General features: G+C 63.8%; 16 protein-coding genes. 14 read left to right on the top strand and 2 right to left on the bottom strand.

The window, feature by feature from the left end:
• Window positions 1-23: 23 nt before the first annotated feature.
• On the bottom strand, window positions 24-914 hold the full coding sequence (locus tag AC1D08_RS03105) for a DMT family transporter (protein ID WP_457150037.1): 891 nt from the start codon (window positions 912-914) through the stop codon (window positions 24-26).
• A 28-nt stretch (window positions 915-942) separates the two neighbouring features.
• Between AC1D08_RS03105 and AC1D08_RS03100 the strand changes: the two genes are divergently transcribed.
• The 14 genes from AC1D08_RS03100 (at window position 943) to dhaK (ending at window position 13,728) form a co-directional block, all read left to right on the top strand.
• Window positions 943-1,632: a PIG-L deacetylase family protein gene (locus AC1D08_RS03100; protein ID WP_457150036.1), complete on the top strand. Its 690-nt coding sequence runs from the start codon at window positions 943-945 to the stop codon at window positions 1,630-1,632.
• A 276-nt stretch (window positions 1,633-1,908) separates the two neighbouring features.
• Window positions 1,909-3,240 (top strand): ABC transporter substrate-binding protein, encoded by a 1,332-nt coding sequence (locus AC1D08_RS03095; RefSeq protein WP_477302237.1) that lies wholly within the window; start codon window positions 1,909-1,911, stop codon window positions 3,238-3,240.
• A 109-nt stretch (window positions 3,241-3,349) separates the two neighbouring features.
• On the top strand, window positions 3,350-4,297 hold the full coding sequence (locus tag AC1D08_RS03090) for a carbohydrate ABC transporter permease (protein ID WP_184873362.1): 948 nt from the start codon (window positions 3,350-3,352) through the stop codon (window positions 4,295-4,297).
• Window positions 4,294-5,244, top strand: a complete 951-nt coding sequence (locus AC1D08_RS03085; RefSeq protein WP_095082780.1) for a carbohydrate ABC transporter permease — start codon at window positions 4,294-4,296, stop codon at window positions 5,242-5,244. Before AC1D08_RS03090 ends, AC1D08_RS03085 begins: the two co-directional genes overlap by 4 nt.
• Window positions 5,241-5,447 carry a hypothetical protein gene (locus AC1D08_RS03080; protein WP_457150034.1) on the top strand — a complete coding sequence of 69 codons (207 nt, stop codon included), beginning with the start codon at window positions 5,241-5,243 and terminating at the stop codon, window positions 5,445-5,447. The genes AC1D08_RS03085 and AC1D08_RS03080 overlap by 4 nt, the downstream gene beginning before the upstream one ends.
• 2 nt (window positions 5,448-5,449) lie before the next feature.
• Window positions 5,450-6,562, top strand: a complete 1,113-nt coding sequence (locus AC1D08_RS03075; protein ID WP_457150033.1) for an ABC transporter ATP-binding protein — start codon at window positions 5,450-5,452, stop codon at window positions 6,560-6,562.
• The gene (locus AC1D08_RS03070; RefSeq protein WP_457150032.1) at window positions 6,555-7,568 is read left to right on the top strand and encodes an ABC transporter ATP-binding protein; all 1,014 of its coding nucleotides are present in this window, start codon (window positions 6,555-6,557) and stop codon (window positions 7,566-7,568) included. Before AC1D08_RS03075 ends, AC1D08_RS03070 begins: the two co-directional genes overlap by 8 nt.
• Before the next feature lie 80 nt (window positions 7,569-7,648).
• Window positions 7,649-9,292, top strand: coding sequence for a dihydroxyacetone kinase subunit DhaK (locus AC1D08_RS03065; RefSeq protein WP_457150031.1), 1,644 nt, complete (start codon window positions 7,649-7,651; stop codon window positions 9,290-9,292).
• Between the two features lie 72 nt (window positions 9,293-9,364).
• Window positions 9,365-9,967 (top strand): dihydroxyacetone kinase subunit DhaL, encoded by a 603-nt coding sequence (dhaL, locus tag AC1D08_RS03060; protein ID WP_457150030.1) that lies wholly within the window; start codon window positions 9,365-9,367, stop codon window positions 9,965-9,967.
• Window positions 9,964-10,353 carry a dihydroxyacetone kinase phosphoryl donor subunit DhaM gene (gene dhaM / locus AC1D08_RS03055; RefSeq protein WP_184873275.1) on the top strand — a complete coding sequence of 130 codons (390 nt, stop codon included), beginning with the start codon at window positions 9,964-9,966 and terminating at the stop codon, window positions 10,351-10,353. The genes dhaL and dhaM overlap by 4 nt, the downstream gene beginning before the upstream one ends.
• A gap of 21 nt (window positions 10,354-10,374) precedes the next feature.
• Window positions 10,375-10,677 (top strand): HPr family phosphocarrier protein, encoded by a 303-nt coding sequence (locus tag AC1D08_RS03050; protein WP_184873274.1) that lies wholly within the window; start codon window positions 10,375-10,377, stop codon window positions 10,675-10,677.
• Complete coding sequence (ptsP, locus tag AC1D08_RS03045; RefSeq protein WP_457150029.1) at window positions 10,661-12,277, top strand: phosphoenolpyruvate--protein phosphotransferase; 1,617 nt, start codon at window positions 10,661-10,663, stop codon at window positions 12,275-12,277. The genes AC1D08_RS03050 and ptsP overlap by 17 nt, the downstream gene beginning before the upstream one ends.
• Window positions 12,274-12,696: a hypothetical protein gene (locus AC1D08_RS03040; protein ID WP_457150028.1), complete on the top strand. Its 423-nt coding sequence runs from the start codon at window positions 12,274-12,276 to the stop codon at window positions 12,694-12,696. The genes ptsP and AC1D08_RS03040 overlap by 4 nt, the downstream gene beginning before the upstream one ends.
• A 45-nt stretch (window positions 12,697-12,741) precedes the next feature.
• A complete protein-coding gene (dhaK, locus tag AC1D08_RS03035) occupies window positions 12,742-13,728 on the top strand; it encodes a dihydroxyacetone kinase subunit DhaK (RefSeq protein ID WP_457150027.1) in 987 nt (328 codons plus the stop codon).
• 299 nt (window positions 13,729-14,027) lie between these two features.
• Here dhaK and AC1D08_RS03030 read toward each other — a convergent pair whose 3' ends face one another.
• On the bottom strand, window positions 14,028-14,825 hold the full coding sequence (locus AC1D08_RS03030) for a DUF2259 domain-containing protein (RefSeq protein ID WP_457150026.1): 798 nt from the start codon (window positions 14,823-14,825) through the stop codon (window positions 14,028-14,030).
• Window positions 14,826-14,848: the final 23 nt, after the last annotated feature.

Below are 14,848 nucleotides of genomic sequence, written 5' to 3'. Positions count from 1 at the left end.
GTCGCCGTGCAACCGGGACAGGTTCAAAGCCGGGTGCGCGAAAACGGGTTCCAGCGCACCGTGCCGAGCCGCGCTTCCTCGCGCACCATGGTCAGCAGGCCGGACCCGCCGACGACAGCGAGGCCTACCAGCGACAGCCAGTCGGGGTATTCCTGGAAGAACAACGCACCGAGGATGACCGCCCAGACGATCTGCGAATAATGCGTCGGCGCGATCCGGTTGGCGGGCGCATATTTGACAGCCAGCAGCTGCAGCAGCTGCCCGCAAGCGGTGAAGGCACCCGCCATCACCAGCCACACCAGCTGCTTGCCGTGCGGAACGGTGAATGAGGTAGCGGCGGCTCCCACGCCGTTGAACAATAGGCCGTAGCCGATCAGGACACCCAGCATGGTCGTGCGCTTTTCCTGCTGTGCCAGCGAGCGCATCAGGATGACGCTGGCGGCGGCGAGGAAGGCAACGCCGAAGGCGGCAAGGTGGCCGAGATTGAGCTCGCGAAACCCCGGCCGCACCACCAGCATGACACCGGCAAAACCGGCGACCACCGCCAGCCAGCGCCACGGGCCGACCTTCTCCTTGAGGATGACGGTGGACAGGATGGTGACGCAGAGCGGCGCCAGAAAGACCAGCGCATAGACTTCCGCCAGCGGGATGGTAGTGAAAGCGTAGACGCTGAGCACGCCGGATGCGATGCCCGCCCAGGCGCGCGCCTGCACCGCCCAGGGCCGCCTGGTGCGCCAGAAGTCACGCCAGCGCTCGCCCACCGGCCGCGTGAAGAAAAGAAAGAAGCCGGCAAACAGCGTCGTGAAAAATCCGATCTCGAAGACCGTGAACTGTCCGCCGAGGCTTTTGACAACGGCATCGCTGCCCGAATAGCTTGCATAGGCGATCAGGGCGAGCAGGATTCCGTTCGTCACGTTTTTTGATTTCCGGGGAGAGAGTGGGTTGAAGATATTGGCGCTCGGTGCGCATCCGGACGACATCGAGATCTTCATGTTCGGTACGATGGCCGCCTATGCTGCGCAAGGCGCAGAACTCACTTTTGCCATAGCCACCGATGGGGCCAAGGGCGGCATGGGCGATCCCGGCGCGCTTGCCCGGGCGCGGCGCAAGGAGGCGAGCCAAGCGGCAAGCCTGCTTGGGGCCACGCCGCGCTTTCTTGACTTCCCGGATGGCGCGCTGGTCGCCGATGCGGCGCTGATCGAGGCTCTGAATGCGCTGATCGGCGAGATCGGCCCGGACCTGGCGATCACCCATGCGCCGAACGACTATCATGGCGACCACCGCGCGCTGTCGGACGGCGTGCGCATCGCGGCTTCTTTCGCTGTGCCGGTGCTGCATGCCGACACGCTCGGCGGCACCGGTTTTTCGCCGACGCACTATGTCGATATTTCCGCGCATGCCGACGTCAAGGCCGAGGCGATCCGCATGCATCAGTCGCAGGATCCGGAGCGCTTCGTCGACGGCGCGCGAACGCAAAACCTTTTTCGTTCAGGCCAGTGCAACGGTGCGCAGGGTTCACTGGCCGAAGCCTTCCGCTTCGAGCCTGTGTTTCCCTTCCCCGACATCCGGGCGCTGCTGCCGCCGGCACCGGCGATCCGGCCGGTCATGGTGAGCACCAAACGGGTCGACTGAGAGCCGGGACGACCTTCGAGTCTGGCCGGGCCCGGCCTGCGCGGCTTCCACAATCGGATCCGCGATACACGCTTTTCCCAACGTTTTCAGGCACCGCCGCAAGCATGCTGCGGCGCAGCAACGAATTCGCTTGCGTTGTTTAGTAAAAATTGCATCACTAAACAAATTACTAAACATCTGCAGCGCTGCCGCGCCGCCATGTTTGGGCCCCTGAGGAGAGGGGTTTGGAGCTCTTGAAACCGTCATCCGGACGCGTTTCGCAAATGGGAGGAAGGCATGAAATCGAGCTTGAAACTGGCGTTTGGACTGGCCTCGGCGATTACAGCGTCGACAGCCGTCTCGAATGTCGCGCACGCTGAAGACCTGACGCTGTGCTGGGCCGCCTGGGACCCGGCGAACGCACTTGTCGAACTGTCCAAGGATTTTACCAAGGAAACCGGCATCGGCATGAAATTCGAATTCGTGCCGTGGACCAACTATGCCGACCGTTTCCTCAACGAGCTGAACTCGCACGGCAAGCTGTGCGACCTGATCATCGGCGACAGCCAGTGGATCGGCGGCGCCGCCGAGAACGGCCACTACGTCAAGCTGAACGACTTCTTCGACAAGGAGAAGATCAGCATGGACGACTTCGTGCCGGCAACCGTCGTCGGCTATTCGGAATGGCCGAAGAACACGCCCAACTACTGGGCGCTGCCGGCCATGGGCGACGTCGTCGGCTGGACCTATCGCAAGGACTGGTTCTCCAAGCCGGAGCTGCAGAAGGAATTCAAGGAGAAGTACGGCTGGGACCTCGGCCCGCCGACCACCTTCGACCAGCTGAAGCAGATCGCCGAGTTCTTCCAGAAGCGGCAGGTCGACGGCAAGACCGTCTATGGCGCCTCGATCTACACCGAGCGCGGCTCGGAAGGCATCACCATGGGCGCCATGGACGTGCTTTACAGCTACGGCTTCCAGTACGAGAACCCGAAGAAGCCCTACGAAATGGAAGGCTTCGTGAATTCCGACAAGTCGGTTAAGGGGCTGGAGTTCTACAAGGCGCTCTATGATTGCTGCACCCCTCCGGGCGCCTCGAACAGCTACATGGGCGAAGGCGTCGATGCCTTCAAATCCGGCCAGGTAGCGATGCACATGAACTTCGCCTTCACATGGCCGGGCCTGCAGAAGGACGAGAATGTCGGCGGCGACAAGATCGGTTACTTCGTCAACCCCAAGGGGCCTGACGGCGACCAGTTCGCGCAGCTCGGCGGCCAGGGCATCTCCGTGGTGTCCTATTCCGACAAGCAGGAATCGGCACTGAAATACATCAAGTGGTTCGCCAACAAGGATGTGCAGGCCAAATGGTGGTCGCTCGGCGGTTATTCCTGCCTCAACGCGGTGGTCAAGGACCCGAAGTTCCCGGCCAGCCAACCCTATGCGCAGACCTTCCTCGACTCGATGGCGATCGTGAAGGACTTCTGGGCTGAGCCCAGCTACGCGCCGCTGCTGCAGGCGTCGCAGAAGCGCTTCCATGACTATGTCGTTGCCGGCCAGGGTTCGGCCAAGGATGCCCTCGACGGCCTGGTCAAGGACTGGACGCAGGTCTTCCAGGACGACGGCAAGATGTAACAGGCTCCTCCCGAGCTAGGCCCAGGCGTCCCGTGCCACCTTGGCACGGGACGCAGTTCAGATAAATTCCATGACAGAGACGACCCAAGTGACCGAAGCAGGACTGACCATGCTCAATCGGACTGCGGAGAACGTTGCCCGGGCGACCCCGGAACCGTTGGCCCGCAAGGTCCGGGGCATCAGCGACAAGGGCCTCGCCTGGCTGTTCATCTCGCCGACGATCCTGTTGCTGCTCGCCATCAACATCTTCCCGCTGTTCTGGGCGATCTATCTGTCGTTCACCAACTTCCGCGCCAACCGCCCGAACGAGGTGGTGAAGAACCTCGGCTTTGCCAATTACCAGCGCATCCTCGCCGACAAGGACATCTGGATCGCCATGCAGACGACGGCGCATTTCGTGTTCTGGACCATCCTGCTGCAGACGCTGATCGGCTTCACGCTGGCCTGGCTGATCGACAGAAAGTTCCGTGGCCACGCGTTCTGGACGACGCTCATCCTGGTTCCGATGATGCTGTCGCCGGCGGTGGTCGGCAATTTCTGGCGCTTCCTCTACGAGCCGCAGATCGGCCTTTTCGCCTATGCCATTTCCTTCGTCACCGGCATCCCGCCAACAAATATCCAGATGCTCTCCAACGTGTCGCTGGCGCCATGGTCGATCATCATCGTCGACACCTGGATGTGGACGCCCTACGTGATGCTGATCTGCCTCGCCGGGCTGCGGTCGATCCCCGAATACATCTATGAGGCGGCCGAGGTCGACCGCGCCTCCAACTGGCGGCAGTTCTGGTCGATCACGCTGCCGATGGCGCTGCCCTTCATCATGCTGGCGGTGCTGTTTCGCGGCATCGAGAACTTCAAGATGTTCGACATGGTCAATCTGCTCACCGGCGGCGGGCCGGGCTCGACCACCGAGGTCGCCTCGATCACGCTGAAACGCCAGGCGTTCGAAAGCTGGCGGACGGGCTATTCCTCGGCCTTCGCCATCATCCTGTTCGTCGCGGTGTTCGGTCTGGCCAACATCTACGTCAAGGCGCTCAACAAGGTGAAGCAGAGATGAGCCTGACCACTGCCCACTCGGTCGTCGCACCTTCGGCAAATTCCAAGCGGATCGCCGGCGCGATCATCATCGCCTACGCGCTGATCTCGATCGTGCCGCTGCTGTGGATCTTCGCCACCAGCTTCAAGACGCCGCCGGATTCGATCGCCTACCCGCCGAAGCTGCTGTTCCAGCCGAGCCTCGAGGGCTACTGCAACCTGTTCACGACGCGCACCCGGCAAACGCCGGAATACATCAACTCGCTCGGACCGGCGACCGGCTTTTGCGACGAGACCACGCGCAAGCGCAACATGGTGATCGCCGGCCCGTCCAACTTCCTGCCGCGCTTCGTCAATTCGCTGATCATCGCCTTTGGCTCGACCTTCTGCGCCGTCTTCCTTGGCACGCTGTCGGCCTATGGTTTCTCGCGCTTCAAGGTGCCGCTCGCCGACGACCTCCTGTTCTTCATCCTGTCGACGCGCATGATGCCGCCGATCGCCGTCGCTATTCCCATCTACCTGATGTACCGCGAGCTTGGCCTGTCCGACACCGCGCTCGGCATGATCCTGCTCTATACGGCGGTCAATGTCTCGCTGGCGGTGTGGCTCTTGAAAGGCTTCATCGACGAGATCCCGCGCGAATACGAGGAGGCGGCGATGATCGACGGCTATACGCGGCTGCAGGCCTTCTGGCGCACCGTGCTGCCGCAAGCGACGACCGGCATTGCCGCCACCGCCATCTTCTGCCTGATCTTCGCCTGGAACGAATATGCCTTCGCTGCGCTTTTGACCTCGGGCACGGCGCAAACCGCGCCGCCCTTCATCCCGACCATCATCGGCGAAGGCGGCCAGGACTGGCCGGCGGTGGCGGCCGGCACGACGATCTTCCTGGTACCGATCCTCGTCTTCACCATCCTGCTTCGCAAGCAATTGCTGCGCGGCATCACCTTCGGCGCGGTGCGCAAATGAGCCTGACCAGCCCTCAGAAACGCAAATCGCGCTGGCCGGTCTGGGCCAGGCGCGGGCTGATGGAAAACATCGCCACGGTGTTGATCGCCCTCGGCTTCCTGATGCTGTTCCAGCCCTTCGCGCTGTCGCTCTACACCTATTCCTTCATCACCATGCTCGCCGGCACCGTGATGTTCATCATCGTCTCGAAGTTCCCGGAATAGCCATGGCCGAAATTCGCGTTCAGCACCTGAGAAAGGCCTTCGGCGATTTCGTCGCCGTGCAGGATTCCAACTTCGTCGTCGAAGATGGCGAGTTCTTCGTCATGCTCGGACCGTCGGGCTGCGGCAAGACGACGACCTTGCGCATGATCGCCGGACTCGAACTGCCGACCGGCGGCCAGATCCTGCTTGGCGGAGACGACGTCACCATGCTGCGGGCGCGCGAGCGCGACATCGCCTTCGTCTTCCAGCTGTTCGCGCTCTACCCGCACATGAACGTGCGCAAGAACATCGGCTTCCCGCTGCTGGCGCAAGGCATGCCGTCAGCCGAGATTCGCCAGCGCGTCGAAGAGACGGCCAAGCTTCTGCGCATCGACCATCTGCTCAACAAATCCGTCTCAGGCCTCGCCGGTGGCGACCGCCAGCGGGTGGCGCTCGGCCGCGCCATCGTGCGGCGGCCAAAGTGCTTCCTGATGGACGAGCCGCTCGGGACCCTTGATACCGAGTTCCGCGATTTGATGGTCCATGAGTTGCGCGAACTGCACAACCGCATCCACGCCACCACCGTCTATGTCACGCACGACCAGATGGAAGCGATGTCGATGGCCGACAAGATCGCGGTGATGAACCATGGCGTCATCGAACAGTTCGGCACGCCGCGCGAGATCTACGACCGGCCGGCGACCATGTTCGTCGCCGATTTCATCGGCTCGCCGCCGATGAATTTCCTGGGCTTCGGCGGTGGACTGGCAAAGGGCGTGAAGGAAATCATCGTCCAGGGCGCGAAGGTCGCGGTGCCGGAAGTGCGCGAGGATATCGCCCCGGCCGACATGGCGCTGGGCATCCGTCCGGAACATATCCGCTTCGACGACAACTCCAAGCTGCGTGGCGCAATCTACGGCACCGAATATCTCGGCACCACACAGATCGTCGCGGTGGAGACGGCGGACGGCATCATCAAGGCCCGGGTGCCGGCCGAAATCCGGCTCTCGACCGGCGACCATGTCGGCCTGACGCTGAGCAGCGCGCGGCTGTCACTGTTCGAGAAAGGATCGGGCCGCGCGGTGAGAACCGCGATCCACGATGCCGCCTCGGAGCGGAGGGCACAGCATGGCTGACGTGCACATCAAGAATGTGAGCAAGAGTTTTGGCGACCATGTCGCCGTCAACGGTCTCGACCTCTCCATCGCCGATGGTGAGTTCGTCGTGCTGCTCGGGCCGACCGGCGCCGGCAAGACGACGACGCTGCGGCTGATCGCCGGGCTGGAGCGGCCGGATGCCGGCACCATCGAAATCGGCGGCCACAATGCCACGACGCTGTCGCCGGCCGAGCGCGACACCGCCTTCGTGTTCCAGCAATACTCGCTCTATCCGCATCTGTCGGTTTTCGACAACCTTGCCTTCCCGCTGCGCTCGCCGGCACGAAGAATGCCGGAAGAACAGATCCGCCGCCGGGTCGAGGAGGTGGCGAAAATGGTGCGCATCCACCACAAGCTCGCCAACCGCTCGACCAAGCTGTCGGGTGGCGAAATGCAGCGCGTCGCCATCGGCCGTGCGCTGGTGCGCAAGCCTTCCATCTATCTGATGGACGAGCCGCTGTCGTCGCTCGATGCCAAGTTGCGGGCGGATCTCAGGCTCGAACTTAAACGCATCCAGGCCGAACTCGGCGCCACCATGCTCTATGTCACGCATGACCAGATCGAGGCTATGACGATGGCCGACCGCATCGGCATCCTTGCCGATGGCGTGCTGGTGCAGATCGGCTCGCCCCGTACGATCTATTCGGAGCCGGCAAACCTGCATGTCGCGGCCAGGCTCGGCCAGCCGGCGATCAATCTATTGCCAACCGGGCTGCTGCCCGATGGCGGCGCACCGGCCGGCACCAAGACGATCGGTGCACGCACCGAACATCTGTCGATCGAGAAGGCCGCGAATGGCCATGCCGACGGCGTCGTCGACTGGGTCGAGCATCTTGGCGACCAGAACCACCTGCATGTGACGGTGGGGGCCAGGAAGCTGGTGACGCTGACCGATCCCGAAACGGATCTGGGGCAAGGCGACAGGGTGGTGATCCGCTACCGGTCGCCGCTCTATTTTGGTGCCGACGGACAAAGGCTGATATGAACGGTTTTCGGTGTTTCCCTGCCAAGGGGTCAACACCGGCTTCTGATTGATGACTGCAGACAAGTGACTGGACGAATTCGATGAAGCACTTTTTCAATCGCAGGGAAACGATCGTCACCGAGGCGCTGGACGGCCTCTTGCGGACCATTGGCGCAGGCGACCTCGCGCGTCTCGATGGCTATCCCGAGATCAAGGTCGTCCTGCGCGCCGACTGGGACAAGACCAACGTCAGCGTCGTCTCCGGCGGCGGCGCCGGGCACGAGCCGTCACATGCCGGCTTCGTCGGCAAGGGCATGCTGACGGCGGCGGTCTCGGGCGAGATCTTTGCCTCGCCAAGCGTCGAAGCGGTGCTGGCGGCCATTCGCGCCGTGACCGGCCCGGCCGGCTGCCTGCTGATCGTCAAGAACTATACCGGCGACCGCCTCAATTTCGGTCTGGCGGCCGAGAAGGCGCGCGCCGAAGGCTTTCGCGTCGAGATGGTGATCGTCGCCGACGATATCGCGCTCCCCGACATTGCCCAGCCGCGCGGCGTTGCCGGCACCCTGTTCGTGCACAAGATATCAGGCCATCTGTCGGAAGCCGGCCACGATCTGGCTGATATCGCGGCGGCCGCGCGAGCCGCGGCGAAGGACATCGTGTCGCTCGGCATGTCACTGTCGTCCTGCTCGATACCAGGCCAGCCGCACGAAGACAGATTTGGCGAGAACGACGGCGAGCTCGGCCTCGGCATCCATGGCGAGCCGGGCGTGGAGCGGATCGCCGTGCAAAGCGCGGACAGACTGGTCGCGATCATGGCGGAGCGGCTTGCGGCACGGCTCGATCCTGCGGCCAGCCATGCCCTGCTGATCAACAATCTCGGTTCGGTACCGCCGCTCGAAATGTCGCTGGTCGCCAATGCGGTGCTTGCTTCGCCGCTGGCCAAATCCATCAAGCTCACGATCGGCCCAGGACCGTTGATGACGGCGCTCAACATGAACGGCCTCTCGCTGTCGCTGATCCGGCTCGACGCCGTACGCGAGAAAGCCCTGCTGGCGCCGGTTGGTCCGCACGCCTGGATGCCGGCAAAGCCTGTTGTATCGCCCTCTGTCGTGCCCATCGCGAAACCAGCTGCTGAAGGCGCGGCGCGCAAACCCAGCCAGGATGCCCGCACCCGGCGCCTTGTCGTCAGCATCTGCGAAAAGCTGATCGCGCTCGAAGGCACTTTGAACGGGCTGGACGCCAAGGCGGGAGACGGCGACACCGGTTCGACGGTGGCGACAGGCGCGCGCAGCGTGCTCGAGCGGCTTGATACGCTGCCGCTTGCCGATCCTGCGGCCACCCTTGGCGCGGTGGGCGACATTCTGAGCGCGTCCATGGGCGGCTCCAGCGGGGTGCTGCTGTCGATCTTCTTCACCGCGGCGGCGCAGGCCCTGGACGGCGGCGCCAGCGTGGCCAAGGCGCTGCTTGCCGGTCTCGAACGGATGACTTTCTATGGCGGCGCGGAGGTCGGCGACCGCACCATGATCGATGCCCTCGAGCCTGCCCTGAAAGCGCTCGACGCCGGCGGCCTGGGGGAAGCGGCAACAGCGGCTCGACGCGGTGCCGAGGCCACGTCCGCCATGGACCGGGCGAAAGCCGGGCGGTCCGCCTATGTCGGCAGCAAGCTGCAGGGCGTGGTCGACCCCGGCGCCCATGCGGTGGCCGAGGCCTTTGCGGCCGCGGCCGCGCTGCTTGCAGCGGCCTGACGCATGCTACAGTTGTCGAATGAAAATTCTTTCGCTACTGCCGGCAGGGTGGGAACCAGGAATTTGGCTGACATGGCGGCGTTGAACCTTTCCAGGCTGATCGTGGCGGCCGCGGATACGATTGCCGCTCACGCCGAGGAGTTGACGGCGCTGGACCAGGCGATCGGCGACGGCGACCACGGGCTGAACATGAAGCGCGGTTTCGAGGCCGTACGCAGCGAGGCCGAGGCGTTTGCCGCCAAACCGCTGCCCGAGGCACTGAAGGCGATCGGCACCAAGCTGGTGATGACGGTCGGCGGCGCTTCGGGTCCGCTGTTCGGCACCTTGTTCATGGCGCTCGGCAAGGAAATTTCTGCCGCGCCCGACCGCGCCAGTCTGACCTTGGCTTTCGGCAAGGCCATCGAAGCCGTGGCGGCGCGGGGCAAATCGCAGGTCGGGCAGAAGACGATGCTCGACGTGCTGCAGCCTGTGCATGAGGCGCTGCTTCAGGGAAAGACGGCGGCGGAGATCGCCGACAGCGCCGACGCGGCCGCCGAAGCAACCGTGCCGATGAAGGCCCAGCGTGGCCGCGCCTCGTTCCTTGGCGACCGTTCGATCGGCCATATGGATGCCGGTGCGCGCTCAACCGCGCTTCTGGTGCGGACAGTGGCGAAAACCGTCGAGGAAAGCGCATGAGCAATGTCGGCATCGTCATCGTTTCGCATTCGCCGCTCGTCGCCGAGGGCACGGCCGACATGGTGCGGCAGATGGTGGGCGACGAAGTGCCGCTTGCATGGTGCGGCGGAAACGGCCATGGCGGGCTCGGCACCAATGTCGAGGCAATCATGAGCGCCATCGACAGGGCCTGGTCGGAAGCCGGCGTCGCCATCCTGGTCGATCTCGGCGGTGCCGAGACCAACAGCGAAATGGCGGTGGAGATGATCGGCGAGCCGCGTGCGCAGAAGATCATCGTCTGCAACGCGCCGATCGTCGAAGGCGCGGTGATGGCGGCGACCGAGGCGTCCGGCGGCGCCTCGCTGCGGGAAGTGGTGGCGACGGCGCACGAATTGTCGCCGTCGTGAACGAACGGGAACTTTAAAGACATGTCCGCATCCGCCGAAGCGACCGTCCTGATCACCCACGAGGTGGGTCTGCATGCGCGTCCTTCGGTGAAGTTCACCAAGCTGGCCAAGACCTTCGCCGCCGAGGTGGAAATAGCACTGGCCGCCAATGGGCCATGGTTCGACGCCAAGAGCATCGTCAAGGTGATGGCCACCAAGGCGCCGAAGGGCACGGTACTGCACATTCGCGCCAGCGGCGATGGCGCCAATGATGCCGTCGACGCACTGGTCGAACTGGTGCGGCGCGATTTCGACGAAGGCGCGGACCATGTCCGAACCGCTTAGGCTGCAAGGCATTTCGGCCTCGGCCGGGTATGCCGAGGGACCGCTGTTCGACCTCGACCAGATTGCAATTGCCTACGCCTGCAAGGAAAATGCTGCCGACGAGAAGGCTGCGCTCGAGACCGCAATCGATGTCGCGACGAGCCGTCTCGCTGGATTGATCAAAATCGCTGACGGTGACGCCGCCGACATCCTCGAATTTCAGATCGCGATGCTGGAGGACGACGCGTTGAGCGGCCCGGCTTTTGCTGCGATTGCCTCTGGACACCCCGCCGATGCGGCATGGCGACAGGCGCTGGATGTGGAAATCGCTGGCTACGAGACCTCGGATCAAGATTATTTCCGCGCCCGTGCGGCCGACATACGCGACATCAGGGACCAGGTGCTGCGCGCGCTGACCGAGGATGGCGGGGTTCAAGCACCGTCCGGCGCCATCCTCTACGGCGCGGACATCGCGCCGACGCGTTTTCTCGAAACCGACTGGAGCGGCGGTGGCGGCATCGCGCTGAAGGCGGGCAGCACGGCGAGCCACGTCGCCATGCTGGCGCGCTCGCGTGGCGTGCCCATGGTCGTGGGGCTTGGGGTGGTGGATCTTGGCAACGCGCCCGCCAATCTTGCCGGCATAGCACTGCTCGATGCCGAACATGGCGGCATCGTGCTGTCACCTTCCAAGGCCGAGATCGACGCCTTTCGCCAATCGTCGTCGTTGTTCTCGGCGCGCCGCGACCGGGCCGGGATTTTTCTGGCGCGGCCGGCGGTGACCAGGACCGGCATAGCGGTGCGGGTGCAGGTCAACATCGCCGACCCGTCCGACGTCGACGGCATCGACATCGCCACCTGCGACGGTGTCGGCCTGATGCGCACCGAATTCCTGTTCGGCAAGACGTTGCCCGATGAGGAAACGCAGTATCGCGCCTATCGCAAGGTGCTGGACTGGGCCGGCGACAAGCCGGTGACGATCCGCACCGTCGATGCCGGCGGCGACAAGCCAGTGCCCGGCTTTACCGTCGAGGAAGGCAATCCGTTCCTCGGCCTGCGCGGCATCAGGCTGTCGCTGGCGCGGCCGGAAGTGTTTCGTGTACAAATCCGGGCACTGCTGCGCGCCGCCGTCCATGGCAGTCTGAAAGTGATGTTCCCGATGATCGCCATTGTGGAGGAATACAGACAGGCAGCGGCGATGTTCGCCGAAGAGCAGGCAGAGCTCGCCGCGCGCGGCATCGCGCAAAAGATGCCACCGCTCGGCATCATGGTCGAGGTGCCGTCGGTGGCGATCGCGCCTGAGGCCTTTACCGAGGCCGCCTTTTTCTCGATCGGCTCCAACGACCTCACCCAATATGTCATGGCAGCCGCCCGCGACAACGCTCTGGTGGCGCACCTCAACTCGGTCCGTCATCCAGCCGTGCTGCGGCTGGTCGCCGCGGTCACCGCGTTTGGCCTGCGCGAAGAAATCCCGGTCAGCCTGTGCGGCGATGCCGGCGGTGACCCCACCGCGATCCCATCGCTGCTCGAGGCCGGCCTGCGCGATCTGTCCGTCGCTCCGGCGCAACTCGCCATGGCCAAGGCGGCGATCGCGGACGTTTCTATCCAGGCGCGGCCGGCATGATCGACAAGATACCTGAAGCCGGTTCCGAAGAGGCGATCCGCGCTTATAAGACGATCCTGTCGCATGTCATCGACCAGCGACCGTCCGGCATGCGCCAGCGGCTTGCCGATGCGCTTGGCAAGCACCGCAGCTTCGTCACGCAGATCTCCAGCCCGGCCTATTCGATCCCGATTCCGTCAAAGCATTTGCCTTCGATCTTTTCGGTCTGCCATTTCAGCCCGGCCGAGCGCGATCAGTTTCTTGCCGCCTACCACCAGGCGCATCCGGGAAAAATGTCTGTCGCGGCAGGCATGCGCAAGACGCGGCATGTTTCGCTCATCGTGCCCGATTTCGGCGACGACAAGCAGAACGCTGCACTCGATCGGGCAGTGAATGATTTTATCCAGAAGATCACCAGCATCACCGGCAAGGGTGGTTGATCCGTCAGAGCGGTTCAACAAGGCCCATTTCGGGAGGAGACGGCCGTGAAGAAATTTATGAATTCGCTGGACACGGTGCTGACCGAAAGCCTCGACGGCTTCGTTGCCGCCCATGCCGACATCCTGGTGCTTGGCGAGGAACATAAATTCGTCCGCCGCAAGACCTTGCGGCCGGGCAAAGTAGCGCTGATCTCCGGCGGCGGCTCCGGCCACGAGCCGCTGCATGGCGGCTTTGTCGGTCACGGCATGCTCGACGCCGCCTGCCCCGGCCAGGTGTTCACCTCGCCGACGCCGGACCAGATGCTGGCGGCGGCGGAAGCCGTCGACACCGGCGCCGGCTGCCTGTTCATCGTCAAGAATTATGAGGGCGATGTGATGAACTTCGAGATGGCGGCTGAAATGTCGGAAGGCGTCGTGCAAATCGTCACCAATGACGATGTCGCCGTCGAGAATTCGTCCTACACGACCGGCCGGCGCGGCGTCGCCGGCACGCTGGTGGTGGAAAAGATCGTCGGCGCGGCGGCCGAGCATGGCCTGGCGCTGGCGCCGCTGAAGGCGTTGGGCGAACGCGTCAACGCTGCTACCCGCTCGATGGGCGTGGCGCTGACCAGTTGCACCGTGCCGGCCGCCGGCAAGCCGACTTTCGACATCGGCGACGGCGAGATGGAGTTCGGCGTCGGCATCCACGGCGAGCCCGGACGGCGACGAGACACATTGAAAAGCGCCGATGCCATTGCCGAGGAAATTTGTGCCGCGATCGTCGGCGATCTCGGCGACGGAGCCAAGGGCCCGGCGCTGCTGTTCGTCAACGGTTTTGGCGGCACGCCGCTGATGGAGCTCTACCTCATGTACAACAGCGCGCGGCGGATTTTCGAGAAGCATGGCGTGACGGTGACCCGTTCGCTGGTCGGCTCCTATGTGACCTCACTGGACATGGCCGGCTGCTCGATCACGCTGACCATGCTCGACGCGGAAACGGCCGCGTTCTGGGATGCGCCGGTGCATACGGCGGCGCTGCGCTGGGGCATGTAATCTTCTGGAAGCCGGCGGCGGGAACACGCCCGCCGCCGGCTTCCAGCAGGTATCGTCCCAGAAATAGTCTTCTTCGCGATGCGGGAGCGCCCGACCCGTCCGGGCCAGACCGTTGCTTTTCTTCCCCTAAGTAAGGTAAAGACTCCTCGGGCCTTCGGGAGATAGCGTATGCGTTACAATTGGGAGCGGGCTCCGACGAGCTTCGAACGTCACAGAAAAGCCCTGGCGACAGCCATTTTGATCTTCGGTGGCATCGGCCTCATGCTTGTGGCTTTGCCGATCTAGAGCAATCGACTTTGTCAGCGCGGTTGGCCGGTCACCGCAATGAAGCGGCGGTCGCGGCCCTCGAAGCCCTGGCTGAAGCGCTGCACCAGCACCACAATGACGGCGGGCTTGCCGGCCGGGGTGAATTCGTAGGATTCCGAGAGGCTGTAGGAGGTCGGGCAATTCCTCGACCCCGGCACGGTCTTGTCTTCATGCAGGACCTTGAAGGGCTTGCCGTCCTGCCCTTGCAGCGTCAGCCGGAAGCCGAGCGCCTTGCCCGATATGTCGCCTTGCTGTGTGGCGTCGAAACTCGCTGAACAGTCTGTGGTGCTGCTGGCCAGGATCTGGTCGAGCTGGATGGTCGAAATGTCGAGTTGGTCATAGAGCGGCGAAAGCCATTTCTGCGACACCTGCTCGAGGCGGGAAATGTCGTTGTAGGCAACCATCTCATCGGGAAAGGTGAACTTGTCGGAAGCCGTCTGCTCGCCGCGCGATGCGACGGCATATTTGGCAAGGATGGGCGCCGCCTTCGCGGCGGCCTGTGCCCTTGCCTGCTCAAGGGTCAGTGTCGCCTCCTCGGACTCGTCGACGACGAGGATCGGCTTGCCGCCAACGAAGGCGTCGGCACGGGTGTCGATGATGTCGATCTGCGAATAGCCGGAGTTCGAAGCGCCGGCGTCGAGCGTTCCATATTGCTCGAAGGCGAAATAGTTGCCGTCGGGCGAAAAGCCGATGATGCGCCGTGCCGAGGCATCGCCAGCCCAGGCGGCGGACGCGGCCGTCAATGACAGCGCCGCCAGCACGGCCGCTCCAATCCGATATCGCAATTTCATCGCAGCTTGCCCCCAAGCGCCAG

It is taken from the genome of Mesorhizobium sp. P2_E6, from assembly GCF_056403835.1.
This window is presented reverse-complemented; position numbering and strand designations above follow the sequence as displayed.

What these genes read in the sequence shown, in the direction of transcription:
- AC1D08_RS03095 (WP_477302237.1), top strand. Translation starts at nt 1,909, where the DNA reads ATGAAATCGAGCTTGAAACTGGCGTTTGGACTGGCCTCGGCGATTACA.
- AC1D08_RS03090 (WP_184873362.1), top strand. Translation starts at nt 3,350, where the DNA reads ATGCTCAATCGGACTGCGGAGAACGTTGCCCGGGCGACCCCGGAACCG.
- AC1D08_RS03085 (WP_095082780.1), top strand. Translation starts at nt 4,294, where the DNA reads ATGAGCCTGACCACTGCCCACTCGGTCGTCGCACCTTCGGCAAATTCC.
- AC1D08_RS03080 (WP_457150034.1), top strand. Translation starts at nt 5,241, where the DNA reads ATGAGCCTGACCAGCCCTCAGAAACGCAAATCGCGCTGGCCGGTCTGG.
- AC1D08_RS03075 (WP_457150033.1), top strand. Translation starts at nt 5,450, where the DNA reads ATGGCCGAAATTCGCGTTCAGCACCTGAGAAAGGCCTTCGGCGATTTC.
- AC1D08_RS03070 (WP_457150032.1), top strand. Translation starts at nt 6,555, where the DNA reads ATGGCTGACGTGCACATCAAGAATGTGAGCAAGAGTTTTGGCGACCAT.
- AC1D08_RS03065 (WP_457150031.1), top strand. Translation starts at nt 7,649, where the DNA reads ATGAAGCACTTTTTCAATCGCAGGGAAACGATCGTCACCGAGGCGCTG.
- dhaL (WP_457150030.1), top strand. Translation starts at nt 9,365, where the DNA reads ATGGCGGCGTTGAACCTTTCCAGGCTGATCGTGGCGGCCGCGGATACG.
- dhaM (WP_184873275.1), top strand. Translation starts at nt 9,964, where the DNA reads ATGAGCAATGTCGGCATCGTCATCGTTTCGCATTCGCCGCTCGTCGCC.
- AC1D08_RS03050 (WP_184873274.1), top strand. Translation starts at nt 10,375, where the DNA reads ATGTCCGCATCCGCCGAAGCGACCGTCCTGATCACCCACGAGGTGGGT.
- ptsP (WP_457150029.1), top strand. Translation starts at nt 10,661, where the DNA reads ATGTCCGAACCGCTTAGGCTGCAAGGCATTTCGGCCTCGGCCGGGTAT.
- AC1D08_RS03040 (WP_457150028.1), top strand. Translation starts at nt 12,274, where the DNA reads ATGATCGACAAGATACCTGAAGCCGGTTCCGAAGAGGCGATCCGCGCT.
- AC1D08_RS03030 (WP_457150026.1), bottom strand. Translation starts at nt 14,825, where the DNA reads ATGAAATTGCGATATCGGATTGGAGCGGCCGTGCTGGCGGCGCTGTCA.